The organism is Dyella ginsengisoli LA-4 (assembly GCF_000334915.1).
Lineage (GTDB): Bacteria > Pseudomonadota > Gammaproteobacteria > Xanthomonadales > Rhodanobacteraceae > Dyella_A > Dyella_A ginsengisoli_A.
In genome coordinates this window covers 69,538-94,636 of record NZ_AMSF01000025.1, presented here as the reverse complement: position 1 = coordinate 94,636, position 25,099 = coordinate 69,538, and the positions used below count along the sequence as shown (strand labels likewise).

Genomic DNA, 25,099 nt, shown 5'->3' with positions numbered 1-25,099 from the left:
GCGCGCCGGGGCCACGCCAGCCGGCACTCACTATCCGCCCCGAACGGTCGGGCTGCTGACAGCACGTTGGCAGCAGCCCGGGACCATGCTTGCGCTCCACCCACGGAGGGCAAGCCCATGCGCGATACGGTTCATGTTCTGGTGTTCGACGGCTTCGCCGACTGGCAGGCCGCGCTGGCCCTGTGCGAGGTGCGTCGCCCGGGCGACTGGCAGGTGCGGACGGTCGGCTTCGGCCCGGAGGCCGTGACCTCGATGGGCGGGCTGACCGTGCAGCCCGACACCACCCTGGCCGAGGTCGACCCGCAGCGCGCGGCCTTGGTGATCGTGCCCGGCGGGCATCTGTGGCAGCGCGGGGAAGGGCAGCCGGCGGTCGACCTCGTGGCGGAGATCCACGCCGGCGGTGCCCCGGTCGCCGGCATCGACAGCGGCGTGCTGGCGCTGGCCCGTGCCGGCCTGCTGGATGACTGCCGCCACACCGGAAACTGGGCCGGGCAGCTCGCCCAGATACCCGGTTACGCCGGTGCCAGCCAGTACGACAGCGAGGTCCTGGCGGTCAGCGACGGCGGCGTGATCACCGCCAGTCACCTGGGCAGCGTGGAATTCGCCCGCGAGGTGATCCGCACGCTCGACCTCTACAACCCGAGCGACCGCGAACACTGGTACCGCCTGTTCAAGCACGCGCAGTTGCCGCCCTGGTGCGTGGGCGAACCGGTGGAGGAGGCGGTGGCATGAGCACCCGGTTCGAACGCGTGATCCGTGCCTACGGCCCGCTGCGGCTGCGCGGTACCTTGACGGAAGGTCACTGGATCCAGGCGCCGCGCGAGGTCCCCACGAAAGACCCGGCGCGTCCGAAGCGTGCGCATCTTTTCGCCATGGTGGCCCTGCTGCTGCGCCCGGGAAGGAGCCGCCGATGAGCGCGCCGGCGATCGGCGTGCTCGAGCTGCGCCAGTACACCCTGCGCGCGGGCCAGCGCGAGCGCCTGGTGGAGTTGTTCGAACGCGAGTTCGTCGAGTCCCAGGAGGCGCTGGGCATCGTGCTGCCGGGCCAGTTCCGCGACCTGGACGATCCGGACCGCTTCGTCTGGCTGCGCGGCTTTGCCGACATGGCGACGCGGGCACGGGCGCTGGGCGCGTTCTACGACGGCCCGGTCTGGCATCACCACCGGGACGCGGCCAACGCCACCATGATCGATTCGGACGATGTGCTGCTGCTGCGTCCCTGGCAACCGCTCGACCTGCCGGGGGCGAGCCGGCCGGTCCCGGGACGTGCCGGGCCTCCCGGCTGGCTGGCGGCCATGGTCTGCCCGGTCGAGGCCATGGTCGGTACGACGCTGGCCCGTGCGTTCGACGACGAGATCCGCCCGTGGCTGGCGGCTCGTGGCCTGCGGGTGCTGGGCAGTGGCCTGAGCGAAACGGCGCCGAACAACTTTCCGCGCCTGCCGGTGCGGGAGAACGAGCCGGTGTTCGTCTGGTTCGGCCTGTTCGATCCGCCGGCGGCCATCGCACCGTGGCCGGCGATGCTGCTGGCCGAGGCGGAGGAAAACCCCCTGCAGGCGTGGACGCGCCGGCTGGCCGGGCCGCCGCAGCTGCTGCGCCTGGCGCCGACACCCCGGTCCCTGCTGCGCGGCCACATGGCGACGCGACGCGTCGAACCTTCCATGGAGACACCTGCATGAAGACCACTTATCACGGCAGCTGCCACTGCGGCGCCGTCGCGTTCGAAACCGACATCGACCTGGCCGAGGGCACCGGTCGCTGCAACTGCTCGATCTGCAGCAAGACCCGGGCCTGGGGCGTCATCGTGCGGCCCGATGCGTTCCGCCTGATCCGCGGCGAAGAGGAGCTGTCGGACTACCAGTTCGGCACGCGCTCGATGCATCACCTGTTCTGCCGCCACTGTGGCGTGCATCCGTTCGGGCGTGGCCACCTGGACGTGCTCGGCGGCGATTTCCTGAGCATCAACCTGGCCTGCCTGGACGATGTCGAGCCGCAGGCGCTGATCGCCGCACCTCTGCGCTACAGCAACGGCCGGGACAACGACTGGATGCACCCGTCGGCGGAAACCCGCCACCTGTGAAACCATCGCCGAGCCATCACCACGAGGGATCGCCCGCCATGACCACGCCCCGAGTCACCTTCTTCTACGCCCCGCAGACCCGCGCCGGCGGCACGCTCGCCCTGTTCGAGGAACTGGGCGTGGACTACGACCTGCATCTGCTCAGCCTGAAGACCGGCGCCCAGCGGGCACCGGACTACCTGGCGATCAACCCGATGGGCAAGGTGCCGGCAATCCTCCACGATGGTGCGCTGGTGGCCGAGCAGCCCGCGGTCTTCATCTACCTGGCCGACCTGTATCCGGAAAAGGGCCTGGCGCCGTCGATCGGCGACCCGCTGCGCGGCCCCTATCTGCGCTGGCTGGTGTTCTACGGCTCGTGCTTCGAGCCGGCGATCGTCGATCGCGCCATGAAGCGCGAACCGGCGGCGCCATCGACTTCGCCCTACGGCACCTGGGAGCAGGTCTACGACACCCTGGTGGCCCAGCTGACGACCGGTCCCTGGCTGTTCGGCGAGCGTTTCACCGCAGCCGACGTGCTGTGGGGAACCGCCCTTAACTGGACCACGAAGTTCCAGCTGGTGCCGGAGCACCCGGCGATCCGCGGCTACATCGATCGCGTCCTCGCCCGTCCGGCGATGCAGCGGGCGCTGGCGAAGGACGCCGACTACGCCGCGCAGCAGGGTTGAGCCATGGGTTGCCGGTCGGTCCGGGCAGGAATCCGCGCGGACCGGCATGACCGACGTCGCAGGCGCTGCGACCGGGGGCAGGGCATCATGTGCGGATGCGCCGCGCCGACCGCCTGTTCCTCATCATCCATGCCCTGCGCGGCCGCCGCACCGCGCTGCCGGCCCGTTCGCTGGCCGGCACCCTGGGCGTCTCGCTGCGAACGGTCTATCGCGACGTGGCCGACCTGCAGCTGTCCGGCGTGCCGATCGAGGGCGAAGCCGGGGTCGGCTACGTGCTGCGCAAGGGCGCGGACATCCCGCCGCTGATGTTCACCGCCGACGAGCTCGAATCGCTGGTGGTCGGCACGCGCTTCGTGCGGGCGTTCGCCGGCGACCGGCTGTCTGCCGGCGCCCAGGCGGCGCTGATGAAGATCGAGGCGGTGCTGCCGCCGGAGCTGCGCGAGCGCTCTTCCCGTACGCGCATCTATGCGCCGGTCTGGCGCGACGAGGCGCAGGCCGCGTTCGCCGCCCGCATCGACCGGCTGCACGCGGCCATCGAGGGGCGCCAGGTGCTGCGGCTGGATTATCGCGACGAGGCCGGGCGCTCCAGCGAGCGCGAAGTCGAACCGTTGTGCCTGGCGTTCTGGGGCGGCGCCTGGACCCTGGGCACCTGGTGCCGGCTGCGCCGGGACTTCCGCAACTTCCGGCCGGACCGCATCGCTGGCCTGGGCGAGACCGGCGAATGCTTCGCCGACCGCCCGGAACACAACCTCGACGCCTACCTCACGGCGATGCGCAGTTACTACGCCGGCATGGATTGACGCTGGCATTGCGCGCAATCTCTGCGAAGATCACCGACTGATCCGCGGAGGGAACGTCTCGATGAAGTACCTGCTGGGCGGCCTGCTGGCCGCGGTCCTGGGCCTGGTCCCCGTCATGGCCGGCGCACAGGCGAACGATGCCGATGCACGCTTCCATGCGATCTATTCGCAGGAGTGGGCATGGCGGACCGGGCAGAGCGGCATCAGCAGCTCGGGCGAGGCCGTCCCCGGCGACGGCCGCCTGGACAGCGTCGATGCGGCGACCCAGCAGGCAAGGCTGGAGCGCTGGCAGCAGGTGCTGAAGGACCTGGATGCGATCGACCTGCAGGCACTGTCGCCCGGCGAGCGGGTGAACTACGAGGTCTACCGCGCGCAGATCGCCAACCTGCTCGCCGACCAGCGCTTCAAGGTCTGGCAGATGCCGTTCAACAGCGACTCCTCGTTCTGGGGCGACATCGGCTACGAACTGCACGACGATCACCTGCGCAGCGTCGACGACTACGAGCACTACCTGGACCGGCTCGGCCAGATCCCCGCCTACTTCGACCAGCAGATCGCCAACATGCGCGCCGGCCTGAAGCGTGGCTTCAGCGTGCCGCGGGCAGTGCTGGACGGGCGCGACGTGTCGATCGCCGCGGTCGCCGACCTCGCCGATCCGACCGACAGCAGCTTCTACGCGCCGTTCAAGCACCTGCCGGACAGCTTCTCCACCGACCAGGCGCAGGCCCTGCAGGGCGAGGCGCTGCGCCGCGTGCGCGACGACGTGATCCCGGCCTACCAGAAGCTGTTGGCGTTCTTCCGCAACGAATACGTGCCGCAGGCGCGCACCACGCTGGCGGCCGAGGCGCTGCCGGACGGCAAGGCGTTCTATCGCCAGCAGATCCGCGAGTACACCACGCTGGATCTGGATCCCGAGGCGATCCATCAGCTGGGCCTCGAGCAGGTGGCGAAGATCCACGCGCAGATGCTGGAAACGATGAAGCAGACCGGCTTCAAGGGCAGCTTCCCCGAGTTCCTGCATTTCCTGCGCACCGACCCGCAGTTCTACGCCAAGACCCCGGACGAGCTGCTGATGCGCACGGCCTGGGTGGCCAAGCAGGTCGATGGCCAGCTCGGCAAGTTCTTCGGACGGCTGCCGCGCCAACGCTTCGCGATCGAGCCGGTGCCGGCCGACATCGCGCCGTATTACACCTCCGGTCGCGGTGGTGCCGACACCTACCTGGTCAACACCTACGACCTGAAGTCGCGCCCGCTCTACAACATGCCGGCGCTGACCCTGCACGAGTCGATGCCCGGCCATGCGCTGCAGCTGGCCCTGGCCGCCGAGCAACGCGGCCAGCCCGCCTTCCGCCGCGACGGCTACATCTCCGCCTATGGCGAGGGCTGGGCGCTGTACGCCGAGTACCTCGGCAACGAGATGGGCATCTACCACACGCCCTATGAGCGCTTCGGCTACCTCACCTACCAGATGTGGCGCGCCTGCCGGCTGGTGGTGGACACCGGCATCCACCACGATGGCTGGACCCGCCAGCAGGCGATCGATTACCTGACGAAGAACACCGCGCTGTCCGATCGCGAGATTGCCAACGAGGTCGACCGCTACATCAGCTGGCCGGCGCAGGCGCTGTCCTACGAGATCGGCTACCTGAAGATCCTGGAGCTGCGCCACAAGGCGGAGCAGGCGCTGGGCGACAAGTTCAAGCTGCGCGCTTTCCACGACACCGTGCTGCAGATCGGCTCGGTGCCGCTGCCGGTGCTGGAGAAGCGCATCGACCGGTTCATCGCCGACGGCGGCCCGGAGCCGGACTACGGCTGCGACTGCAAGTCCAGGCCGGCCGGTTGAATGGTCCGCGGTGAGCGACGTCAGCGGGGTGCGACCGGGGCGTACTGGCCGCGCTCGCCGTAGCGCTTGCCGCGGGTCTCGACGTTGGCGCACAGGCGCCCGTCGCACAGCGTGACGTCGGCGCGGTTGTAGGCCTGCAGCAGTTCGGCCGACAGCCGGTTCTGTTCGATCACACCCGCATAGTGCAGCGACAGCCACGCACCGCCGGCCAGCAGCAGAGCCAGACAGGCTGCCACGGCGGCGACCGTCTTCCACAGCAGCAGCCGGTGTAGTCGCTGCAGCCGTTCGATCTGTCCACCGAGCTTGAGCGCTGCGGTCTCCAGTTCGCCGCCGGCACGATGCAGGCGTTGCTGGTAGTCCTGCACCGGCCGTTCCAGGCCGCCACCCAGCCGGTCCATCACCAGCCCCGGCAGCGCGTGCAGCGAGCCGTCCGCCGACTGCCGCACGATCGCCGGCACCTGCTGGCTCAACCGCTCCAGCTCGCCCGAATGCGTAAGCAGGCGCTGCTCGATCTCGCCGCAGCGGCGGTCGAACTGCTCCATCAGCACGGCGGTCTTGCTGATCAGGCCAGCCACTTCGGCCGGCTGCAGAGGGCCCGGCGCGTTCATCGTTGCCAGCCTTGGGATGGAGTGACCGGAAGATCGGGCCTTTGCGGCGGCGATTCCCGCGTCTGCATCTGCTTGTCCACGGTTGCGCGAGCCTCCTGGCGCAATGCCTGGCCCGGGTCCAGGGCCGCGAAGCGTTCGGTGCCTTGCCGAAAGCCTGACCAGTCGTTTGCACGTGCGGACGCGAGCATGCGATCGACTTCCGCGGATACGGACTGCGCCTGGGGACCGACCAAGGCCGCGGGTGCGTCGGGTACCGGGCCATTCGGCATCGCCTGGCGCGGGTAGCGCGCGTTGACCGTCTCGTCGCGCGGCTCGTTGTTGAACGGATCGGCGACCTTGCCGATATCGCGGCGAGGCACCAGCAGCTCGCGATAGCCCTCGGGCTTGAGCCGGTCGACCTTCGGCGTGATGCGATAGATGAACATGCCCTCTTCGGACCGATGGACCACGTTGAGTCGCGGATCGTCCGGCTCTGGCTGCTTGGTCAGGAACGGCTGGTCGCTGAGGCCGTTGAGGTAGTCGATCACCAGGTTGCCGGCCCGGTTGGAGAGGCCATTGCGGTGATAGCTGCCGCCCACGTCGGAATGTGCGCCCGGCACGTAGATACCGGCGAAGCGGCCGTCCGGGGTGATGCCCGGATCGATGATGTGGTCTGACTTGAATAGCCAGCGTCGCTCGTCCGTAGAGGTCAGCTGGATGCCGGAAATCACCGTTGGCGGCAGCCGTCGGTCGTCGTTGCGCACCTCGCTGCCGGTACCGACCGGATCCATCAACGCCACCGCCTGTGCGACCTGGCCGGGTTGCACCAGCGGAGGCAGGGTGTACTCGACTTGCTTCACCAGACCGTCGGAGGTGTAGGTGTATTTGGCGCCAGCGGGGTCCTGGATACCACGTTCGTGCACCAAGCGAGCAAAGATGGCGACCTCATCTGCTCCCCGGCTGAAGCCGATTGAAGCGATGGAAATCTGAGCATCCGGATCAGCCTCATGCCACTCCTTGGCCTGCTCGATAAACTTCTTGTACATGAGCTCAGCGCGTTCTTCGCAGGTGTAGCCGTCGGCACCATCTATTGCGCGCTTGAGGGCATTGCTCTGGGTGCCTGCGCCAGCAACATAGTCAACCCGGATATTCGGATGCTCGGATGTATGCGTTGCGATCGCTTGCCGTATCCGGGCTACATTCGTGGCGTGTTCGGGATCTTTGTTGACGTCATTACCCGTTCCATCAAGGGCGGCAACAAAGAGATATTCGTGAGGATTTCCAGCGTGGATAAGCACGGGCTCCTCGAATTTGGTCAGCTGCTCCCGAGCCCTCTCGTACATGGCCAACCGCGTGCTGTTGGCTGGATAGAACGTAACCCCGTCGCCGAGAAAACCATCCGGTTGCATTTGATGCTTCTCTGCCATTCCTTGGCACTCCCGTCAGATCAGTACGTGTGAGTCCAGGCGAGCATCAGATCGTGTCTGGTGTTGCTGTTTTTGTTCCCAGGAATCTGAAGGTGTTTTGTGGGGATCATCGCCTTCATGTACACGCTGATCGTCCGGTCGTTCACTTCGACAAAAATGCCCGGGTCGAGATAGAGACCCTGCGGATACATTCCGTCGGGGATTTCCTCGTCGGGCACGCGATGCAGTATCTCTTCGCCCTTGAAGATCTCCGCCAGATCGATCGACGCGTGATGGTCCTGCCCATCCAGCGAGGTCCAGGTCACTTCGACCGGGCCCGGGAAGTTGCGGATGCCGCTGTAGGAGCCAAAGCCCCAGGTGGAGCGGTAGTCGCCCTCGGGGGGCGGGCCGGAGGGCTTGTCGGCGTCTTCCGCCGTGAAGTCCTCGTTGAAGTAGATGACCTTGCACTTCAACGTATTGAACGCATACGCCGAGAAGCTGTGGATCTTGAATCGCAACGGCAGAAGATTGCCGTTGACCATGTGTTGTGCGACGGGCGTTTGGGTCATGGCTTGGATGCACCCGGAAAGGGGGAGAAGGGCAAAGCATGCGGCAAGTACGCGCGAGAGGTTCGACGAGCGGCTCGCCCCCCTCCCGTCTCGCGTCGGTGCACTCATGCAGAGCGAGCTGGACGGGAAGTTGCCCAGCCTGCTGGCCGGCCTGGGCGAGAGCGATGAAGGATGGGCTGGCACGTATCCGCTGCTTGCGTGAATCAAACCCGATCCTCGGCTCGCGGGAGCCTCGATCCCGGACATGCGGGTGTACGAGGCACGATCCGGAAGATCCGGCACTTGAACGGGCCTGGCTTGCGCGGCCGCCTCGAACGGCCAGGCTGCAGAACGGAAAGATTTCACGGGCCTTCCTCCTCCGAACGATGCACCACGTTCATCCGCGGATCGTCCGGCTCGGGCTGCTCGCTGAGCAGTGGCACGGTGCTGAGCCGGTTGATGTATTGAATCAGCAGGTTGGCGGCACGTGTGGAGAGCCCATTCAGGCGGTAGCCGCCGCAGACGTCCGAAAGCGAACCAGGAACCGGCAGGCTGATGAAGCGTCCGTCGCTCGAGCGCCCGTCACCGAGGATCGGCAGCGACTGGAAATCAGGGCGTTTCTCGTCCGTCGCGCTGAGCTGGAAGCCGGAAATCACCGAGGGGGGCAGGTGCAGCTCTGGCGGCAAGTAGCCGGTAGGGGCCAGCAGGGCAAGAGCCTGGGCTGTCCGGTGCGGTGGCACAAGAACTTCACCCGTGGGGGAATGCAACCCCAGCACGTCGACCATCATCGTGAATTCGGCGCCCTGCAGGGCGCCCCAGCTGCCACCGACGATCAGCAGGCTGATCCGGGCATCGGGGTCCTCCCTGAGCCACGCTTCCGACCGCACCGAGAGCTGCTTGTACATGGCGGCAAGCCGGGTGCCGGCAAACGCTTCGCCATGCTTGTCCAGGGTCAGCCAATTGTCGTGGGCGCAGTCGGTGCTTACGTAACCGGTGCCAATCGACTTGGGCGCCGTACCCCGGATCAGCTGCTGGTGGATCCAGGCTACGGTGGTGGGCTCGGTGGGTCCCTTGCGCGCCTTTTTCCAGCTGCAATCGAACAGCGCAACGAAAAGACGATCGTGGGTGCCCGTCGTTGATGACGTCGACACCGGGCGGGTGGCACGGGTCGATGTCACCGGCGCGGTTGCGGCCTGCGACCGGATCGGCAGCCATCCGGTCATGGCCAGCAGTAGGGCGAGCGCTGCGTGCTTCCTTGGCATGGAGTCTCCCTGGGTCCTTGCAGGGGATGATCCGGCCCGCGGGCCAGATCCGTGTGGAAGCATGGTAGGCGATGGAAAATCCCTGGCGCTGTGAGCGCATGCCGGTTTTCGGGTCATCGTGCGGCGATGACGTGCCTGAACGGCGTGCGGCATACCCCACGCGGGCCCGGTGTCCATGACTTCATATGTGGAGTAAATTGCACACAAGCTCCATATAGGAACATCGTATGGTTTCCAGTCCGCAAGCGGCGACCCTGCATCTGGCCGATCTCGGCGGCCCGGCCCTGCGCAGTTTTTTCCGGCTGGCCGAGGTGTGGAAGCTGCGCGTGGTCGAGCAGCGCAAACTGCTGGGCGATCCGCCGGAGTCCACGTTCTACAAGTGGAAGCGCGAGCAGGACGGCAGCCCCGGGCGCGACGTGATCGAGCGCATCAGCTACCTGCTGGGCATCTTCAAGGCGCTGCAGATCCTGTTTCCCGATCCGGCCCAGGCCGATGCCTGGTTGCGCAAGCCGAACCAGGCGGCGCTGTTCGGCGGCCAGTCGGCGTTGGAGCGGATGCTGTCGGGCAACGTGGCGGACCTGTTCGTGGTGCGCCAGTACCTGGATGCGCAGCGCGGGTGAGCCGCGCCGTGGCGCCGGTCGCGACCGGGGAGACGCCGCGCTGCCAGCCTTTCCGACGTCCTTCACCGAGTCCCTGCCGAGCACCGACGTGACCGCCGAGATGCCCCCGATCAAGCGCATCCGCTGGAGCCATGCCTATCGCATCGTGCCCAGCCGTTTCCCGCCGGTCGGGCTGTTCGACCGCATCGCCGATCCAGCCGATCTCGACGCGGTGTTCGCGATCGAGGCGCTGACCAATCCGCGTCTGCGCGAGGAGGCCGACGCCCTGAAGCTGGTGCCGAAGACGCGCCGCATCAGCGGGCCGGGCAGCACGCCGGTGATGGCCGCGTTCACCCACCTCAACCCGGAAGGCAGCCGCTTCTCCGACGGCAGCTGGGGCGTGTTCTACGCCGGGCACAGCGTGACCACGGCGGTGGAGGAAACGGTCTACCACCGCGAGCGCTTCCTCGCGGCGACGGCCGAGCCGCCGTGCGAGATCCCGATGCGCTGCTACCGCACCAGCATCACCGGCCGCCTGCACGACCTGCGCGGCGGCTGGCCGCAGATGCACGATGCCGACGACTACGGCCCCAGCGTGGCGCTGGCGCGCACGCTGCGCGCGGACGGCTCCAATGGCATCGTCTACGACAGCGTGCGGCATCCGGGCGGCGAGTGCGCGGCGGTGTTCTATCCCGACCTGTTGGCCCCCTGCGTGCAGTCCGAGCACCTGGTGTACCGCTGGGACGGCGCGCGCATCGCCACCGTGCTGAGGGTGTCGGAGTTGCCTCGCGCGCGCTAGGGTTCGGATTCCCCGACCGGCCAGGAAGACCCTCATGCCCCGCTGGATACTGCTGTCACTGCTCGCCCTGCTGCCCGCACTGGGGATCGCCCACGAGCGCGATGCCGCCAACGACCACACGATCTGGAGCAAGGACATCGCCGCCTTCGAAGCGGCCGACCGGGCACAGCCGCCGGCACCGGGCGCGGTGCTGTTCATCGGTAGCTCCTCGATCCGTTTCTGGACCACGCTGGCCAGCGACTTCCCCGAGGTGCGCACGATCAACCGCGGTTTCGGCGGCTCGGAGATCAATGATTCCACGTACTTCGCCGACCGCATCTTGGCCCCGTACAAGCCGTCGGCCATCGTGATGTACGCAGGCGACAACGACATCGCCGCCGGCGACAGCCCGGCCTTCGTGCTGAAGGAGTTCCAGGATTTCGTGCACAAGGCGCGCGCGGTCGATCCGGGCGTGCCGATCGCCTTCATCGCGATCAAGCCGAGCATGGCGCGCAAGGCGCTGCTGCCGCAGATTCGCGAAGCCAACGAGAAGATCCGCGACTGGGCCGCCACGCAATCGGGCGTGAGCTATCTGGACATCTTCACGCCGATGCTCGGTCCGGACGGCCAGCCCCAAGACAAGTGGTTCCGCCCGGACGGCCTGCACATGAACCGCAGCGGCTACGCGCTGTGGATCGGCATCGTGAAGCCGTGGGTGGACGCGCATGGACAGGCCGCCATGCGCCATTGAGCGCGGCCTGTTTCAGGTATCGGCGTTGGTCGCCCAGCCCTCGCGGGTGCCGACGTTGAACACGCGGTCGCTGTCCAGCACGTCGCCGGCCGCGTGTGGTGCCTTTGCCGCGAGCCGCTGGTAGATCGGCGTGAAGTCCGGCCGGGTGGCGTCGAACAGCTGCTCGAAGCCCTCGATCACGAAGTAGGTCTGCTGGTAGGTGTCGATGCGGTAGCGCGTGTTCATCACCCGCTCGAGGCCGAAGCCGATGCGGTTGGGCGCGGCCGAGTCCAGGCAGTAGATCGACTCGCCCTTGGAGCTGACGATGCCGGCGCCGTAGATGCGCAGGCCCTCCGGCGTGTTGATGAGCCCGAATTCCACCGTGTACCAGTACAGGCGCGTCAGGTTCATCAGCGCTTCGGGGCCGATGCCGAACGCCTTCATGCCACCGCGGCCGTACGCCTGCATGTAGTCGGCGAACACCGGGTTGAGCAGCAGCGGTACGTGGCCGAACAGGTCGTGGAACAGGTCCGGTTCGCTGAGGTAGTCGAGCTGGTCCGGCTTGCGGATCCACCAGCTCACCGGAAAGCGGCGGTTGGCCAGGTGGTCGAAGAACACCTCGTCCGGCAGCAGGCCTTCCACGGCCACGATCTGCCAGCCGGTGGTCCTGCCCAGCAGCTCGTTCAGGTCGGCGAACTTCGGAATGCCGTTCTCGCCCATCCCGAAACGCTCCACGCCCTCGAGGAACTCGGCGCAGGCGCGCCCGGGCAGCAGCTCGCGCTGGCGCCGGTACAGCGTGTTCCACACCTCGTGGTCGGTGGCGGTGTAGCTGTCCCAGGGCTGCTCGACGACGCCGGTGGCGTACACCGGCACGTAACCGCGGTCGGTCTGCTGGTGCTCGACCCGGCGTGGCGTGGCGTTTTCCATGGCGTGGCTCCGGAAAGGGATGGCAGGCGCACCATCATACGGACAGACCTGCGCACGAGGCTTGTTTTATTGCTGAACAAGTCGTTATATCAGCAACAAAACACGATATATCACGCCTCAAATGAAAGAAAGTTGCATGATGAATCTCGACCGCACCGACCTGCGCCTGCTGGCCGAGCTGCAGCGCGACGGCCGCGTGACCAATGCCGAGCTGGCCGAACGGGTCAGCCTGTCGCCGTCCGCCTGCCTGCGCCGGGTGCAGCGACTGGAAGCGGAGGGCGTGATCGCCGGCTATGCCGCCCAGGTCGATCCGCAGGCGGTGGGTCTCGGCCTGCAGGCCTTCGTCCGCGTGCAGCTGGCCAAGCACGAGGCGGCGGCGATCGAACGCTTCGTGGCCCAGGTCAACGCCTGGGAGGAGGTGGTGGCCTGCCACGCGTTGACCGGCGACATGGACTACCTGATGCATGTCTACGTGGCCGACCTCGAGCATTTCTCCCGCTTCCTGCTCGACCGGCTGCTCACCGCGGCCGGCGTGGCCGACGTCAATTCCAGCTTCGTGCTGCGTACGGTGAAGCGCTCGCCATCGTTGCCGCTGGGCCAGGTCGGCGGCTGAACCGGTCCCCCACCCTGCCTTGCGACGCATGTCGTTGCGGCGAACTAACGCTAAACTAACCGGCTGATGAGTACGGATACCGCACCCCCGCACGAACGCGCTCCCTGGCAGCCGATCCGCTACCTGTGGCGCGTGCCGCTGCTGCTGGGGCATATCGTGCTGGGCATCCTGCTGTGTTCGCTGATCCTCAGCTGGAACAAGCACCGGGTGATGAAGAACGGCCGCGCGCCGTTCGCCCACCGCATGATCAACTGGTGGTCGCGCCTGCTGATGCGCATCTTCGGCTTGCGCTCGGTGCTGATCGGCCAGCCGCTGCCCGACCCGGTGCTGTTCGTCGCCAACCACACCTCGTGGATCGACATCGAGCTGCTGCACAGCCAGCGCGCCGCCTGCTTCGTAGCCAAGGCCGAGATCGCCGGCTGGCCGCTGGTCGGCTGGATGGCCGCCAACGGCGGCACCATCTTCCATCGCCGCGGTTCCAACCACTCGCTGACCTCGGTGATGGCGGTGATGGTCGATCGCCTGCGCGAGGGACGTTCGGTGGCCGTGTTTCCCGAGGGTGGCACCGGCTACAACGGCGTGCTGAAGGTGTTCCACGCGCGCATCTTCCAGGCCGCGCTCGATGCCGAGGTACGGGTGCAGCCGGTGGCGCTGCGCTTCTCGAAGAACGGACGCCGGGTGATCGACGCCGGCTTCCGCGAGCACGAAAGCTTCATGGCCAATTTCCTGCGCCTGCTCGGCAGCGCGCCGCTGGATGCCGAAGTGCACTTCCTCGAACCGGTGCCGTCCACGCCGGACGCACGTCGCCGCATGGCCGAACTGTCGCGCGAGCGCATTGCCGCTGCGCTGGAAGACGCCACCCCGGGTCAGGCCGGCGCATGACGCTCCCGAAGGGCAGCGACTTCCTGCCGCCGTGGCCGCTGCGCAGCGGCCACCTGCAGACCATGCTCTCCTCCAGCGGCGTGCGGCGCGTGCTGCTGCCGCGCAGCGCGCGCACGGTCGCCGAGGGAGCCGAACACGTGATGGTCGGCGGCGGTAGCGACGTGCGGCTCAGCGGCGCCTTCACCGCGCAGCGCGAACGACCGGAAGCCCGCGGGCTGGCCGTGCTTTTCCACGGCTGGGAGGGCAGCGTCGATTCCACCTATGTGCTGCAGACCGGCAGCCGCCTGCTCGCCGACGGCTGGGACGTGTTCCGGCTGAATTTCCGCGACCACGGCGACAGCCATCACCTCAACGAGGCGCTGTTCCACTCCTGCCGCATCGACGAGGTGGTGCACGCGCTGGGCGAGATCGCCGAGCGCTGGCCGACCCGGCCGATGGCGCTGGCCGGTTTCTCGCTGGGCGGCAACTTCGCGCTGCGCGCGGCGCTGCAGGCGCCGCAGCTGGGGATCCCGCTGTCCTACGCGCTGGCGGTGTGCCCGATCATCGATCCGGCCGAGGGCCTGTTCTCGCTGGAAAAGCAGGCGCCGTGGTTCTACCAGGCCTACTTCATGCAGAAGTGGCGCCATTCGCTGAAGGTCAAGCAGTCGCTGTTCCCGCAGCACACCTATTTCGAGCTGGCCGAGCTGAAGCAGAACCTGCGCGGCCTGACCGAGGCGCTGGTGCTGCGGCACACCGACTTCGATTCGCTGGAAGGCTATCTGGACGGCTATTCGGTGGCCGGCGAGACACTGCGCGAGCTGACCATTCCGGCCACCATCATGACCGCGCGCGACGATCCGGTGATCCCGGTCAACGCCTTCGAGCAGCTCCGGCTGCCGTCGAACGTGGAGCTGGACATCGCCCGCTACGGCGGCCACTGCGGCTTCATCCGCGGCTGGGACATGACCAGCTTCACCGACGACTACATCGCCGCGCGCTTCAACGCGGTGGCCGACGCGCGCTGAGTTTCAGGGCAGGGCGCCGGGTTCGCGCCGGCGCATCCAGCAGGCGATGCTCATCCGCTCGCGTGTGGCCGGCAGTACTTCGTGCTCGAAGCGGTCGGACAGGAACAGCGCCAGCGTGCCGGCCCGTGGCAGCACGTCGTGGGTACGGCCATCGTCCAGGTACAGCCGCAGCGCGCCGCCGTCCTCCGGGTACCAATCGTCGTTGAGGTAGTACACCGCCGACACCACCCGGGCGTCGCGACCGCGCAGCTGGTCCAGGTGCCGCGCATAGCGCGCGCCCGGCGGATACACCGCGTAGTGCGCTTCGCTCTCCGCCAGCCCGAGCATCAGGCTGCGGTTGAGCGCGTGGCGCAGGGTCTCGATGGCCTCCACGAAGGGCTGCTGCGCCTCGCTCAGCGCATTCATCTCGAACCAGCGGGTGTGGTCGCCGCGCAGCGCCGGGGCCGCCTGCCCGGTGCCGACGCGGGCAGGGGTCATGCGGTGCGCGGTGTGCATCCCCATGCACTCGGCGGCGAGGGCTGCGGTCGCCTCCGCCGGCAGCAGCGGGCCGAGCACGCACCAGCCGTCCCCGGCCAGCGCGTCGGCAGCGGTTTGGAAACGGTCGGCGAGGCTGGTCATGGTCCGGCGGCGGTCAGGGCAGGGGCGCGCAGCATACGCCCATCGGCGCCGCGCGATCAGCGCAGCGGATCGAGCAGCCCGCGCAGGCCGTTGTGGTCCAGCTCCAGCGACAGTGCGAGCAGTCGGCCCAGCTGGCCGGGCGGGAAGCCCTTGCGGGCGAACCACGCCAGGTACGCCCCGGGCAGGTCGCCGACCAGCCGGCCCTGGTACTTGCCGTAAGGCATGCGCACGGTGACCAGGCGCTTGAGGTCTTCGGCCTCCATCGGCGCCTACTTGGCGAACAGCCGCGACGGGTCGGCGAACGCCTTGAACTCCAGCGCGTTGCCGCAGGGGTCGAGCAGGAACATCGTGGCCTGCTCGCCGCTCTGGCCGACGAAGCGCACGTGTGGCTCGATCACGAAACGCACCCCCGCAGCGCGCAGCCGGTCGGCCAGCGCCTGCCATTCGTCCATCGGCAGCACCAGCCCGAAGTGGCGCACCGGCACGGCGTCGCCGTCCACGTCGTGCGCGGCGGCCGCGCGCACTTCGTCCGGTGCGAGGTGGGCGACGATCTGGTGGCCGCGGAAGTCGAAGTCGACCCAGTCCCCGCTGCTGCGCCCTTCCGGGCAGCCGAGCAGGTCCCCGTAGAACGCCCGCGCGCTGGCCAGCGAGGTCACCGGAAAGGCGAGATGGAACGGGGCGAGGTCGCTCATGGCGGAGACCGATCGGGACGGGCCGTCGAGCATGCGGGCCGGTGCGATTCCGGTCAACGCGGACGGGGTCGCTATGCTGTCGGACCATTCGGCATCGATGGGATCGACATGCACCCGGACAGGCACATCGTCTTCGCCACGGTCGGCTCGCTTGGCGACCTGTTCCCGTTCCTCGCGGTCGGCCAGGCGCTGGCCGCGCGCGGGCGCCGCGTCACGGTGGCAACCCACCCGGTGCACCGCGAGGCGATCGAGCGGGCCGGACTGGTGTTCTCCGACGCCAGCGGCATGCCCGAGCCGGACGACCGCGAGGCGTTCACCGCCAAGGCTTTCCATCCCTGGCGCGGCCCGGCTTTCGTGGTGCGCGACTTCGCCGCTGCCGACGTGCGTGCCAGCTACGCGAAGCTGGCGCCGCTATGTGAAGAGGCCGACCTGCTGGTCACCAGCACGCTGGCCTTCGCCGGGCAGATCCTCGGCGAGACGCTGGAGGCGGCCGGACGGCTGCGCTGGCTATCCGCGGTGCTGGCGCCCGCCAGCTTCCTGTCGGCCTACGACATGCCCGCCACCGGGCTGGCCGTGCCTGACCGCTTCTTCCGCGCTACGCCCGCGCGCGGGCGCCTGCTGCAGCGGCTGTCGCGTCGGGTGACGCGCGGCTGGACCGCCCCGGTGCGGGCGTTCCGGCGCGAGCTGGGACTGCCGCCGGAATCGCCGCGCGGCGATCCGTTCCATCGGGGGCAGTTCGCGCCCGGCGGCAACCTGGCGCTGTTTCCCGAGCTGCTCGGCCAGCCCCAGCCGGACTGGCCGCCCCATACGCGCCAGTGCGGCTTCGCCCGCCATGTCCAGCCCGACGGGCTCGATCCGGCGCTGGCCGATTTCCTGCGCGCGGGCCCGCCGCCGCTGGTGTTCTCGCTGGGCTCCACCGCGGTGCATGCCAACGCGTCCTTCCTGCGCGAGAGCCTGGCGGCCGCCGTCGCGCTGGACCGGCGTGCGGTGCTGTTCACCGGTTCGCCAGAGATGCGCGCGCGACTGCCGCGCACGCTGCCGGACGGGATCGTCTGCGTGGAATATGCGCCCCACGCCGCCGTGTTCCCGCACGCCGCGGCGGTGGTGCATCACGGCGGCGTCGGCACCTGTGGCGAGACCCTGCATGCCGGCGTCCCGTCGCTGGTGGTGCCGCACGGCTTCGACCAGCACGACAACGCCGCGCGCCTGCAGCGCCTGGGCGTGGCCGAGGTGCTTCCGGCCACGCGCTATCGCAGCGGTCCGGCCAGCGCACGCCTGCGCACGCTGCTCGATGCCGGCCACCGCGCCCATGCCGAAGCCGCCGCCGGCATGCTGCGCGGCATGGATGGCGCCGCGTCGGCCGCCGACGCGATCGAGTCGGCGCTCGGCGTCGAGTCCGCAGGCTTGCGGTTTCGTAAGGTTTCCGAGCAGTGATCGGCAGCTCACGGTAAAGGCGCCGCCACAGCGGCTGCCGAGCATGGCGGGAATTCTCGCGCCGCTCCGGAGAGCTCACCATGTCGTTGCATCGCCGCTTCCCGTCACCCACCGTGCTCGCATTGGCCCTTGCCGCCGCGATGGTGCCCGCCGCCCGTGCTGCCGACGCACCTGCGCCTGACACAGCCGCCACCGCGACGGCCGCCCGTGGCCACGTCAAGAACCTTGCGGGCATCCACGTGGTGGCCACCGCCCCGCGAGAGACGGAAATGCCGACCCACGTGTCGCTCAAGGCGATCCAGCCGTCCTCGATCGTCGACCAGGGCTATATCGACAACAACACCATGCCGATGGGCAGCTACAGCTCGATCGCCGCGCTGGCGCCGAGCGTGGTCGACATCGAGCCGAACGGCCCGGGTCTGGGCAACAACAAGGGCTTCGTCATCCGCGGCATGGGCGATGGGCAGTACAACCTGACCATGGACGGCATCCCGGTCGGCGACTCCAACGATTTCACCCATCACTCGTCGAACTACTTCATGCCGCAGGACCTGGGGCAGGTCGTGGTCGACCGCGGCCCGGGCCAGGCTTCGACCATCGGCTACGCCACCTTCGGTGGCACGGTGGGGATGCAGACCCGCGACCCGCTGGCGCACACCACTACCGAGGTCTATGGCGGTTTCGGCAGCTTTGCCACCCGGCTGGCCGGTGTGAAGTTCAACACCGGCACGCTCGCCAGCGGCGGCAGCGGCTACCTCGACTACCGCCAGCTGCGTTCGGACGGCTATCTGTCCGGGGCCACCGTCGACCGCAGCAACCTGGCCGCAAAGTTCGTGCAGCCGTTCGGTGACTCGACCACGCTCACCGTTCTGGCCATGCGCAACACCAACGGCGGCGGCAACGCGGCAATCGTCGGCGCCACCTCGTATCCGTATGTGTCTGATGGCAACTACCCCTACACCGGCGGCATGCAGGGCCAGATGCAGGTGTTCGGCAAGCGCTACGGGCTGTCCAGCAATCCGCTCAGCCAGGCTTACACCGGTTACAACTACGACCATTTCAACAGCGACTTCGAATACATCGACCTTGCCTCGGACCTCGGCGAGGTAACGCTCGACAACAAGCTGTACACCTATTCGTACTATCACCGCGGCTGGAACGGCCTGGACCCGAACGGCGGCAACATGGACTACGGCCAGCTCAGCGGCCCGGCCGGCTCGACCGGCGACGGCACCTTTCCGCCGGGTCTGGGCACCCCCAACGGCACCGTCTACGGCGACACCAACATCCCCGGCCAGAAGATGTACCTGCTATATCGCAACTGGGGTGACCTTCTGCGCATGACCCAGTCACTGGGGCCGGGTGAGCTGGATTACGGCGTATGGGCCAACAAGCAGCTCTACCACCGATACGAGGCCGAGATCGACTTCACTCTTGGCGGCGCGTTGAACCCGGTCCTCAAGGGCGGCGACACGACGACCCGGGCCACCGATCGCCGCATCGACGGCACCTTCTGGGCGATCCAGCCCTATCTGCAGTACGCCTGGCACATCACCGACCAGCTCACCTTCACGCCTGGGCTGAAATACGTCTATTTCAAGCGTCACGACGTGGCGCCGATCCAGCAGAAGGTGCGTACCGCCTTCGACTACAGCCAGACATGGAAGAAGGCGCTGCCCTCGTTCGACCTGCACTACGCCATCTCGCCGGAATGGTCCGCCTATCTGCAGGCTGCCGAAGGCTACCTGGCGCCGAACGAGAACCTGTACTACGTGGCCAACCCGAGCACGGCCAACCAGGGCCTGCAGACCGAGTCGACCAGGAACTACCAGCTCGGCACCAGCTGGCAGGGTGGCGCGTGGACCCTGTCCGGCGACGTGTATGCGATCAACTTCTCCAACCAGATCAGCAGCCACAAGGTCGGCAAGGAAACGTTCTTCACCAATCTCGGCGGCACCCGCTACCGCGGCGCCGAGGTCGAAGGCAGCGTCTATGTAGGTAGTGGCTTCAGCCTTTACGGCAACGCGAGCTACAACAAGGCGACCGTGAACAGCACCAACCTGCAGCTGAAGAAGGTACCCAGGACCACGTCTGCCGCCGGCGTCCTCTACCACGCCGGCGCCTTCAGCGGTTCGCTGCTGGCCAAGCACGTGGGCGTCAGCTACGGCGACACCGGCGTGGATGCGAACGGGAATCCGGCGCTGATCTACCGCCTGCCGGCGGTGACGATGGTCAATCTGTCGTTGAACTACACGCTGCAGGACGGCGGCTTCCTGCCGCGCGGCAGCCGCTTCGGTCTGCGCATCAGCAACCTGACCAACCAGACCCCGCTGATCGACGAAACCAGCACCGCCAACGGCGTGCCGCTGTTCTACGCGGTCGCCGGCCGCGCGGTGATGGGCACGTTCTCGCTGCCGTTCTGAACCCTGCCTGCCGCCGCATCCGGCGGCGGGATTTCCTCTTCTCTGCGCGAAACTCCATGAAAAAAATCCTTCAACTTGCGCTGGCGGCCTGGCTGGTCGCCGGCTGTGGTGCCGCCTCGGCGGCACCGGTCCGCCACGTCCTGCTGATCAGCGTCGACGGCCTGCATGCGCTGGACCTGCGCAACTACATCGAGATCCATCCCGACTCCCATCTCGCCGCACTGGCGGCCCGGGGCGTGGAGTACACCCACGCCAACACCGTGGTGCCGGCCGACTCGTTCCCCGGCCTGCTGGCGCTGGTCACCGGCGGCACGCCCGCGGCGACCGGGGTCTACTACGACAACACCTGGGACCGTTCACTGGCCCCGTCGACCGGTCCGTGCATCGCTTCCGGAGCGCACGCGAAGTTCAACGAGGCCGTGGACACCCCCGATGGCCAGGGCATCGATGCGAGCAAGCTGCCGCGCGATCCGGCGCATGGCTGCCGCCCGGTCTATCCGTGGCAGTACCTGCGGGTGAACACCATCTTCAACGTGGTGCGTGCCGGCGGTGGCTATACCGCGTGGGCCGACAAGCATCCGTCCTACGCCATCGTGCAGGGCCCGTCCGGCGACGGCGTGGCGGACCTGTACACGCCGGAGATCGGCACCGACGGCGAGGACCATCCGGACACCGACGCCGTGACCGCCTCGATCGCCCGCACCGAGACCTACGACACCGGCAAGATGCAGGCGGTGATCCACGAGGTGGACGGCTACCGCCACGACGGGCGTAGCCGTGCGCCGGTGCCGACCCTGTTCGGACTCAATCTGCAGAGCGTGAACGTGGCGGAGAAGCTCGCCGGCTACCAGAACGCCGACGGCACGCCGACGCCCTCGCTGGACGCTGCGCTCACCCACGTCGACACCCTGATCGGCCAGCTGATGGACGAGCTGGCGCGGCGTCACCTGGACGCCAGCACGCTGGTGATCCTCACCGCCAAGCACGGCAACGGCCCGGTCGATCCGGACCAGCTGCGCCACGTGTCGAACAAGGCGCTGCGTGCGGTGATCGCCGCCGCCGCGGACGGCGAGCCGGCCCAGCTCACCACCGACCGCAGCGCACTGGTGTGGCTGCATGACGAACGCACCACCGGCACCGTTGCGCGCACCCTGCTGGCCGACCGCGAGCGGCTCGGCATCGAGCGGGTGCTGTGGGGCCGGGCGCTGGGCCTGCTGTTCCCGTCACCGGCGCACGACGTGCGCACGCCTGACCTGATCGTGATCCCGCAGGCGGGCGTGATCTACGACAAGCCCGGTGCCAGCAAGCGCGCCGAGCACGGCGGCTTCGATACCGACGACACCCACGTCGCCCTGCTGGTGGCCGGCCCGATGCTGCCGGAACCCGGACGCAGGCTGGACGCGCCCGTCTCCACTACCCAGGTGGCGCCGACCGTGCTGGCTGCGCTCGGGCTGGATCCGGAAGCGCTGCAGGCGGTGCACGAGCAGGGCACACCGACCCTTCCGGGCGTGCGCTGGACCGGACTGTCTGCGCACGGATCGCACTGAGTGCCGCACATCATCGACCCGTCACATTCGTCGCCTAACGTGATCGGTTCGAGTGCCGGGAGCGACCGCAAGGTGCCTGCCGGCGGCAGCGAGTCGGAGGGTGCCTTGCGCATTCTGATCGTCGAGGACGACCGGGACACCCGCGAGTGGATCGATGGCGGGTTGTACGAAGAGGGCTATGTCACCCACGCGGTCGCGGATGGCCGCGCGGGGCTCGCGCTCGCCGTGCAGGGGGCGTTCGACGGCATCGTGGTCGACCGCAAGCTGCCCGGGCTGGACGGCATCAGCTTCATCCGCGCGGTGCGCAATGCGGATGTGCAGTCGCGCATCATCATGCTCACCGCGCTGTGCGAAACCCACCAGCGCATCGAGGGACTGGATGCCGGCGCCGACGACTACCTAGGCAAGCCGTTCTCGATGGCCGAACTGGTGGCGCGGCTGCGTGCGCTGTCGCGCCGGCCGGCGCTGAACCGCGAATCGCCGTTGCTGGAGTGGGGTCCGCTGGTGCTCGATCCGACGCGCCATTCGGCCAGCTGCCGTGGTGAGCGGCTGGAACTCACGCCCACCGAGTTCCGCCTGCTCGACATCCTGATGCGCCACGCCGGCAACGTGGTGACCCGCTCGATGCTGCTCGAGCAGGTCTGGCACTTCCACTTCAGCCCCCGCACCAGCGTGGTCGAGACCCACATGTCGCGGCTGCGCAGCAAGGTGCGCGACGCCGGCGGCGCGAGCTTCATCGAGACGGTGCGTGGCTACGGTTATCGCCTCCAGCTCCCGACCGGCCCGGCATAGGCAGACCAGCGCATTCCGGCTGGCGCTGATCCTGGCCGGGATGTTCTCGCTGTCCTCGCTGCTTACCGCGGCGGTGCTGTGGCTGGGCACCGAGCGCGAGGCGCGTTCGGAGCAGCGGCAGGAGCTGGTCGCCGACGCGCGCGATCTGGCGCTGTTGTCCTACCAGCGCGGGCTGGATGCGCTGAGCACCGAGATCGAGGAGCGCATCATCCTCGGCGCCGGGCTGGAGCGCTGGTATGCGCTGTATGCCGGCAACGGCATCAAGCTGGCCGGCAACCTGGACGACCGCCCGGCGCGCGAAGGCTGGTCCGAGCGACGCCTCACCCCGCGGGCCACCTCGCTGGCGCCGAGCCCCAGCGAGCACCTGCTCACCCTCTACACCCTGCGTACCGCCCGCGGTGGCTGGCTGGTGGTCGGCCGCGACGCGTACTACATCCGCCACATGCGCGAGGTGGCCGAGCGGATCTTCCTGCTCGCACTGGCGCTGATCGTGGCGGTGTCGCTGGTGGTCGGCTGGCTGATCGGACGCCAGCTGCTGCGCCGGGTCGGCGCGATGTCGGTGGCGGCGGAACGGATCAGCGACGGCGACCTGGACCACCGCATGCCGCTGCGCGGCGCGGGCGACGAGCTGGACATGATCGCGCTCACCGTCAACCAGATGCTCGACCGCATCGCCTCGCTGCTGGCCGACGTGCGCCGGCTCGGCGCCGACATCGCGCACGACCTGCGCACGCCGCTGACCCGCCTGCGCCGCCGGCTCGAGCAGTTGCGCACCCCGCCGCCGCACCCGGCCGCCCACGAGGCGGCCGTCGATGCCGCGCTGGCCGAGATCGATGGCCTGCTCGACGTGTTCCAGGCGCTGCTGCGCATCGCCGGCATCGAATCGGGCGAAATGCGCAGCGGTTTCGCGTCGGTGGACCTGGCCACCATGCTGGCCGAACTGCACGACGCCTATGCCGCGGTGGCCGAAGCCGAAGGGCACCACCTCGACGCGCGGATCGCGCCGCAGCCGCCGGTGTCGGGCGATCGTGGCCTGCTGGTGCAGGCCTTCGTCAACCTGATCGAGAACGCGATCCGCCACACCCCTCCGGGCACGCGGATCACGCTGGAACTGAAGCGCGTCGGGGACGAGCTGCATGCCGGCGTGCGCGACGACGGCCCCGGCATCCCGACGCACGAGCACGCGCAGGTGCTGCAGCCGTTCATGCGGCTGGACCGCAGCCGCCACACCGAAGGCAACGGCCTGGGCCTGGCGCTGGTGCGCTCGGTCGCCGAACTGCACCGCGCCGCGCTGGTGCTGGACGACGCGTCGCCCGGCCTGGTCGTCATGCTGGTGTTTTCGTTGCCGCCGGCCTGACGGCAGCGCAGGTCAGTCCGCCGGCACGCAGCGACCGCTGGCCCACTGCCGAAGGGCATCGACCTGCTCGCGCATGAGTACCGACAGCGGCCGGGTCTGTGCCAGCGCGGCGAGCAGGTGCGCCTGGTCAGGTGCCGCGCCGGCGCCGACCGCGTCGTACAGCGCGCTGACGATCGCCTGCTCGATCTCGGCGCCGGAGAAGCCCTCGCTCGCTGCGGCCAGCGCGGGCAGGTCGAAGCTGTCCACCGGCAGCTTCCGGCGCTCCAGGTGCAGCCGGAAGATTTCCGCGCGCACCGGCTCGGTCGGCAGGTCGACGAAGAAGATCTCGTCGAAGCGGCCCTTGCGCAGCAGCTCGGCCGGCAGTTCGTGCACGGCGTTGGCGGTGGCCACCACGAACACCTTGGCCTTGCGTTCGGCCATCCATGTCAGCAGGTAGCCGAGCACGCGGCGCGACACGCCGCCGTCCTCGCCGCCGCCGGCCAGGCCTTTCTCGATCTCGTCGATCCACAGCACGCAGGGACTGAGCAGCTCGGTGCTGGCGAGAGCCTCGCGCAGGTTCTTCTCGGTCTCGCCCTGGTACTTGTTGTAGAGCGTGCCGAAGTCCAGCCGCACCAGCGGCACGCCGAAGCCGCCAGCGATCGCCTTGGCCGCCAGGCTCTTGCCGCAGCCCTGCACGCCGAGCAGCAGCAGGCCCTTCGGCGGGTCGAGCATCGGCACCGATTCGGGCGACAGGAACACCGCGCGCCGCCGCTGCACCCACTCGCGCACACGGCGCACGCCGGCGACGTCGGCGAAGCTGGCGGTGGCGTATTCGTAGTGCAGCAGGCCGGAGCGGTTGAGCAGCTCGAACTTCGACTGCATCAGCTCGGGCAGGTCGTGCTGGCCGAGTGCGCCGTCGTTGTAGATCAGCTTGCGCACGATGCGCCGCGCATCGGAGGCGGACAGGCCGACCAGGTTGCGCACGATGGTGCGTGCGGCCTCGTTGTCCACCTCCAGCCGGCGGCCGTGTTCGCGCTGCCAGGCAGCCGCCTCGCCACGCATGATGCCGGCCAGTTCCTTGAGGTCCGGCAGCGCCAGCGGCACGCGCAGGGCGAGCGCTTCCAGCTCCTCCGGCAGCTCCACCCGGGCGCCGACCAGCACCACCGTGTGGGCGGCCGAGCGTTGCCGCTGCACGATCTCGCGCAGCATGCGCTGGCTCATCGCGTAGCGCACCAGCGGGTGGAAATCGAACAGCAGGAACACGCCGGGATCGGGCGCGCTGCGGATCGCTTCCAGCGTGGTGGTGACGTCCGGGGGTACGTCCGGGTCGGCGTGGGCGAAATCCAGCCGGCCCAGGCCATCGGTGATCGTCCAGCGCCACAGCGGGCGCAGCGATTGCGCGATGACGTGCCGGAAGCAGTCGATCACCCGCTGCTCGTCTACCGTTTCGATCACCAGCAGCGGCGTCGTGGCGCGCACCAGCGTGGTGAGGTCCTGCAATTCGCTCATGCCTGCCCCTCGATGAGGCCGGTAACGG

The 25,099-nt window shown here is 68.5% G+C and carries 27 protein-coding genes; 18 read left to right on the top strand and 9 right to left on the bottom strand.

Going from position 1 to position 25,099, the window contains the following annotated elements:
- Window positions 1-117: 117 nt before the first annotated feature.
- From C693_RS0107470 to C693_RS0107440, 7 genes are all read left to right on the top strand, one after another.
- Window positions 118-732 carry a DJ-1/PfpI family protein gene (locus C693_RS0107470; RefSeq protein WP_017461639.1) on the top strand — a complete coding sequence of 205 codons (615 nt, stop codon included), beginning with the start codon at window positions 118-120 and terminating at the stop codon, window positions 730-732.
- Window positions 729-914: a hypothetical protein gene (locus C693_RS0107465; protein WP_017461638.1), complete on the top strand. Its 186-nt coding sequence runs from the start codon at window positions 729-731 to the stop codon at window positions 912-914. Before C693_RS0107470 ends, C693_RS0107465 begins: the two co-directional genes overlap by 4 nt.
- Window positions 911-1,675 carry an NIPSNAP family protein gene (locus tag C693_RS21325; RefSeq protein ID WP_017461637.1) on the top strand — a complete coding sequence of 255 codons (765 nt, stop codon included), beginning with the start codon at window positions 911-913 and terminating at the stop codon, window positions 1,673-1,675. Before C693_RS0107465 ends, C693_RS21325 begins: the two co-directional genes overlap by 4 nt.
- Window positions 1,672-2,076, top strand: coding sequence for a GFA family protein (locus tag C693_RS0107455; protein WP_017461636.1), 405 nt, complete (start codon window positions 1,672-1,674; stop codon window positions 2,074-2,076). Before C693_RS21325 ends, C693_RS0107455 begins: the two co-directional genes overlap by 4 nt.
- A 38-nt stretch (window positions 2,077-2,114) precedes the next feature.
- Window positions 2,115-2,741: a glutathione S-transferase family protein gene (locus tag C693_RS0107450; RefSeq protein WP_017461635.1), complete on the top strand. Its 627-nt coding sequence runs from the start codon at window positions 2,115-2,117 to the stop codon at window positions 2,739-2,741.
- A 95-nt stretch (window positions 2,742-2,836) separates the two neighbouring features.
- Window positions 2,837-3,541 carry a helix-turn-helix transcriptional regulator gene (locus C693_RS0107445; protein WP_017461634.1) on the top strand — a complete coding sequence of 235 codons (705 nt, stop codon included), beginning with the start codon at window positions 2,837-2,839 and terminating at the stop codon, window positions 3,539-3,541.
- A 61-nt stretch (window positions 3,542-3,602) separates the two neighbouring features.
- Window positions 3,603-5,384: a DUF885 family protein gene (locus C693_RS0107440; protein ID WP_017461633.1), complete on the top strand. Its 1,782-nt coding sequence runs from the start codon at window positions 3,603-3,605 to the stop codon at window positions 5,382-5,384.
- A gap of 20 nt (window positions 5,385-5,404) precedes the next feature.
- Here the strand turns inward: C693_RS0107440 and C693_RS0107435 are convergent, their stop codons facing one another.
- From C693_RS0107435 to C693_RS21315, 4 genes are read right to left on the bottom strand one after another with little or no spacing between them, the layout of a single operon-like run.
- Window positions 5,405-5,992 carry a hypothetical protein gene (locus tag C693_RS0107435; protein ID WP_017461632.1) on the bottom strand — a complete coding sequence of 196 codons (588 nt, stop codon included), beginning with the start codon at window positions 5,990-5,992 and terminating at the stop codon, window positions 5,405-5,407.
- Window positions 5,989-7,398 carry a phospholipase effector Tle1 domain-containing protein gene (locus C693_RS22585; protein WP_083868259.1) on the bottom strand — a complete coding sequence of 470 codons (1,410 nt, stop codon included), beginning with the start codon at window positions 7,396-7,398 and terminating at the stop codon, window positions 5,989-5,991. Before C693_RS22585 ends, C693_RS0107435 begins: the two co-directional genes overlap by 4 nt.
- 20 nt (window positions 7,399-7,418) lie before the next feature.
- Window positions 7,419-8,291 carry a hypothetical protein gene (locus C693_RS24200; protein WP_241762645.1) on the bottom strand — a complete coding sequence of 291 codons (873 nt, stop codon included), beginning with the start codon at window positions 8,289-8,291 and terminating at the stop codon, window positions 7,419-7,421.
- On the bottom strand, window positions 8,288-9,187 hold the full coding sequence (locus tag C693_RS21315; RefSeq protein WP_157798571.1) for a hypothetical protein: 900 nt from the start codon (window positions 9,185-9,187) through the stop codon (window positions 8,288-8,290). The genes C693_RS24200 and C693_RS21315 overlap by 4 nt, the downstream gene beginning before the upstream one ends.
- A 227-nt stretch (window positions 9,188-9,414) precedes the next feature.
- On the opposite strand from C693_RS21315, the gene C693_RS0107410 reads away from it, so the two are divergent.
- The 3 genes from C693_RS0107410 (at window position 9,415) to C693_RS0107400 (ending at window position 11,315) form a co-directional block, all read left to right on the top strand.
- A complete protein-coding gene (locus tag C693_RS0107410) occupies window positions 9,415-9,807 on the top strand; it encodes an MbcA/ParS/Xre antitoxin family protein (protein WP_017461626.1) in 393 nt (130 codons plus the stop codon).
- A gap of 88 nt (window positions 9,808-9,895) precedes the next feature.
- Entirely contained in the window at window positions 9,896-10,585 is a 690-nt protein-coding gene (locus C693_RS0107405) for an RES family NAD+ phosphorylase (protein WP_100243667.1), read from the top strand.
- A 34-nt stretch (window positions 10,586-10,619) separates the two neighbouring features.
- Window positions 10,620-11,315: an SGNH/GDSL hydrolase family protein gene (locus tag C693_RS0107400; RefSeq protein WP_017461624.1), complete on the top strand. Its 696-nt coding sequence runs from the start codon at window positions 10,620-10,622 to the stop codon at window positions 11,313-11,315.
- 12 nt (window positions 11,316-11,327) lie between these two features.
- On the opposite strand, the gene phhA is transcribed toward C693_RS0107400, so the two are convergent.
- On the bottom strand, window positions 11,328-12,221 hold the full coding sequence (gene phhA, locus C693_RS0107395) for a phenylalanine 4-monooxygenase (RefSeq protein WP_017461623.1): 894 nt from the start codon (window positions 12,219-12,221) through the stop codon (window positions 11,328-11,330).
- A gap of 136 nt (window positions 12,222-12,357) precedes the next feature.
- Here phhA and C693_RS0107390 point away from each other — a divergent pair, with 136 nt between their 5' ends.
- From C693_RS0107390 to C693_RS0107380, 3 genes are all read left to right on the top strand, one after another.
- Complete coding sequence (locus tag C693_RS0107390) at window positions 12,358-12,834, top strand: Lrp/AsnC family transcriptional regulator (RefSeq protein WP_017461622.1); 477 nt, start codon at window positions 12,358-12,360, stop codon at window positions 12,832-12,834.
- Between the two features lie 66 nt (window positions 12,835-12,900).
- A complete protein-coding gene (locus tag C693_RS0107385) occupies window positions 12,901-13,716 on the top strand; it encodes a lysophospholipid acyltransferase family protein (protein WP_017461621.1) in 816 nt (271 codons plus the stop codon).
- Window positions 13,713-14,720, top strand: coding sequence for a YheT family hydrolase (locus tag C693_RS0107380; protein ID WP_017461620.1), 1,008 nt, complete (start codon window positions 13,713-13,715; stop codon window positions 14,718-14,720). The genes C693_RS0107385 and C693_RS0107380 overlap by 4 nt, the downstream gene beginning before the upstream one ends.
- A gap of 3 nt (window positions 14,721-14,723) precedes the next feature.
- Here the strand turns inward: C693_RS0107380 and C693_RS0107375 are convergent, their stop codons facing one another.
- Genes C693_RS0107375 through C693_RS0107365 form a run of 3 tightly spaced genes read right to left on the bottom strand, consistent with a single transcriptional unit; the run spans window position 14,724 to window position 16,030 of the window.
- The gene (locus C693_RS0107375) at window positions 14,724-15,338 is read right to left on the bottom strand and encodes a 2OG-Fe(II) oxygenase (protein WP_017461619.1); all 615 of its coding nucleotides are present in this window, start codon (window positions 15,336-15,338) and stop codon (window positions 14,724-14,726) included.
- 56 nt (window positions 15,339-15,394) lie between these two features.
- Window positions 15,395-15,601, bottom strand: a complete 207-nt coding sequence (locus tag C693_RS0107370) for a DUF3820 family protein (protein ID WP_017461618.1) — start codon at window positions 15,599-15,601, stop codon at window positions 15,395-15,397.
- Between the two features lie 6 nt (window positions 15,602-15,607).
- The gene (locus C693_RS0107365) at window positions 15,608-16,030 is read right to left on the bottom strand and encodes a VOC family protein (protein ID WP_026107254.1); all 423 of its coding nucleotides are present in this window, start codon (window positions 16,028-16,030) and stop codon (window positions 15,608-15,610) included.
- Between the two features lie 108 nt (window positions 16,031-16,138).
- Between C693_RS0107365 and C693_RS0107360 the strand changes: the two genes are divergently transcribed.
- The 5 genes from C693_RS0107360 to C693_RS0107340 all read left to right on the top strand — a co-directional run bounded on the left by C693_RS0107360 (window position 16,139) and on the right by C693_RS0107340 (window position 23,583).
- Complete coding sequence (locus C693_RS0107360; RefSeq protein ID WP_017461616.1) at window positions 16,139-17,464, top strand: glycosyltransferase; 1,326 nt, start codon at window positions 16,139-16,141, stop codon at window positions 17,462-17,464.
- Window positions 17,465-17,544: 80 nt separating this feature from the next.
- Window positions 17,545-19,887, top strand: coding sequence for a TonB-dependent receptor (locus tag C693_RS0107355; RefSeq protein ID WP_017461615.1), 2,343 nt, complete (start codon window positions 17,545-17,547; stop codon window positions 19,885-19,887).
- A 56-nt stretch (window positions 19,888-19,943) separates the two neighbouring features.
- Window positions 19,944-21,434: an alkaline phosphatase family protein gene (locus tag C693_RS21310; RefSeq protein WP_017461614.1), complete on the top strand. Its 1,491-nt coding sequence runs from the start codon at window positions 19,944-19,946 to the stop codon at window positions 21,432-21,434.
- A gap of 105 nt (window positions 21,435-21,539) precedes the next feature.
- Window positions 21,540-22,226, top strand: a complete 687-nt coding sequence (locus C693_RS0107345; RefSeq protein ID WP_026107252.1) for a response regulator transcription factor — start codon at window positions 21,540-21,542, stop codon at window positions 22,224-22,226.
- Window positions 22,183-23,583: a sensor histidine kinase gene (locus tag C693_RS0107340; protein WP_157798570.1), complete on the top strand. Its 1,401-nt coding sequence runs from the start codon at window positions 22,183-22,185 to the stop codon at window positions 23,581-23,583. The genes C693_RS0107345 and C693_RS0107340 overlap by 44 nt, the downstream gene beginning before the upstream one ends.
- A gap of 12 nt (window positions 23,584-23,595) precedes the next feature.
- On the opposite strand, the gene C693_RS0107335 is transcribed toward C693_RS0107340, so the two are convergent.
- Window positions 23,596-25,071, bottom strand: coding sequence for an AAA family ATPase (locus C693_RS0107335; RefSeq protein WP_017461611.1), 1,476 nt, complete (start codon window positions 25,069-25,071; stop codon window positions 23,596-23,598).
- Between the last annotated feature and the right edge of the window lie 28 nt (window positions 25,072-25,099).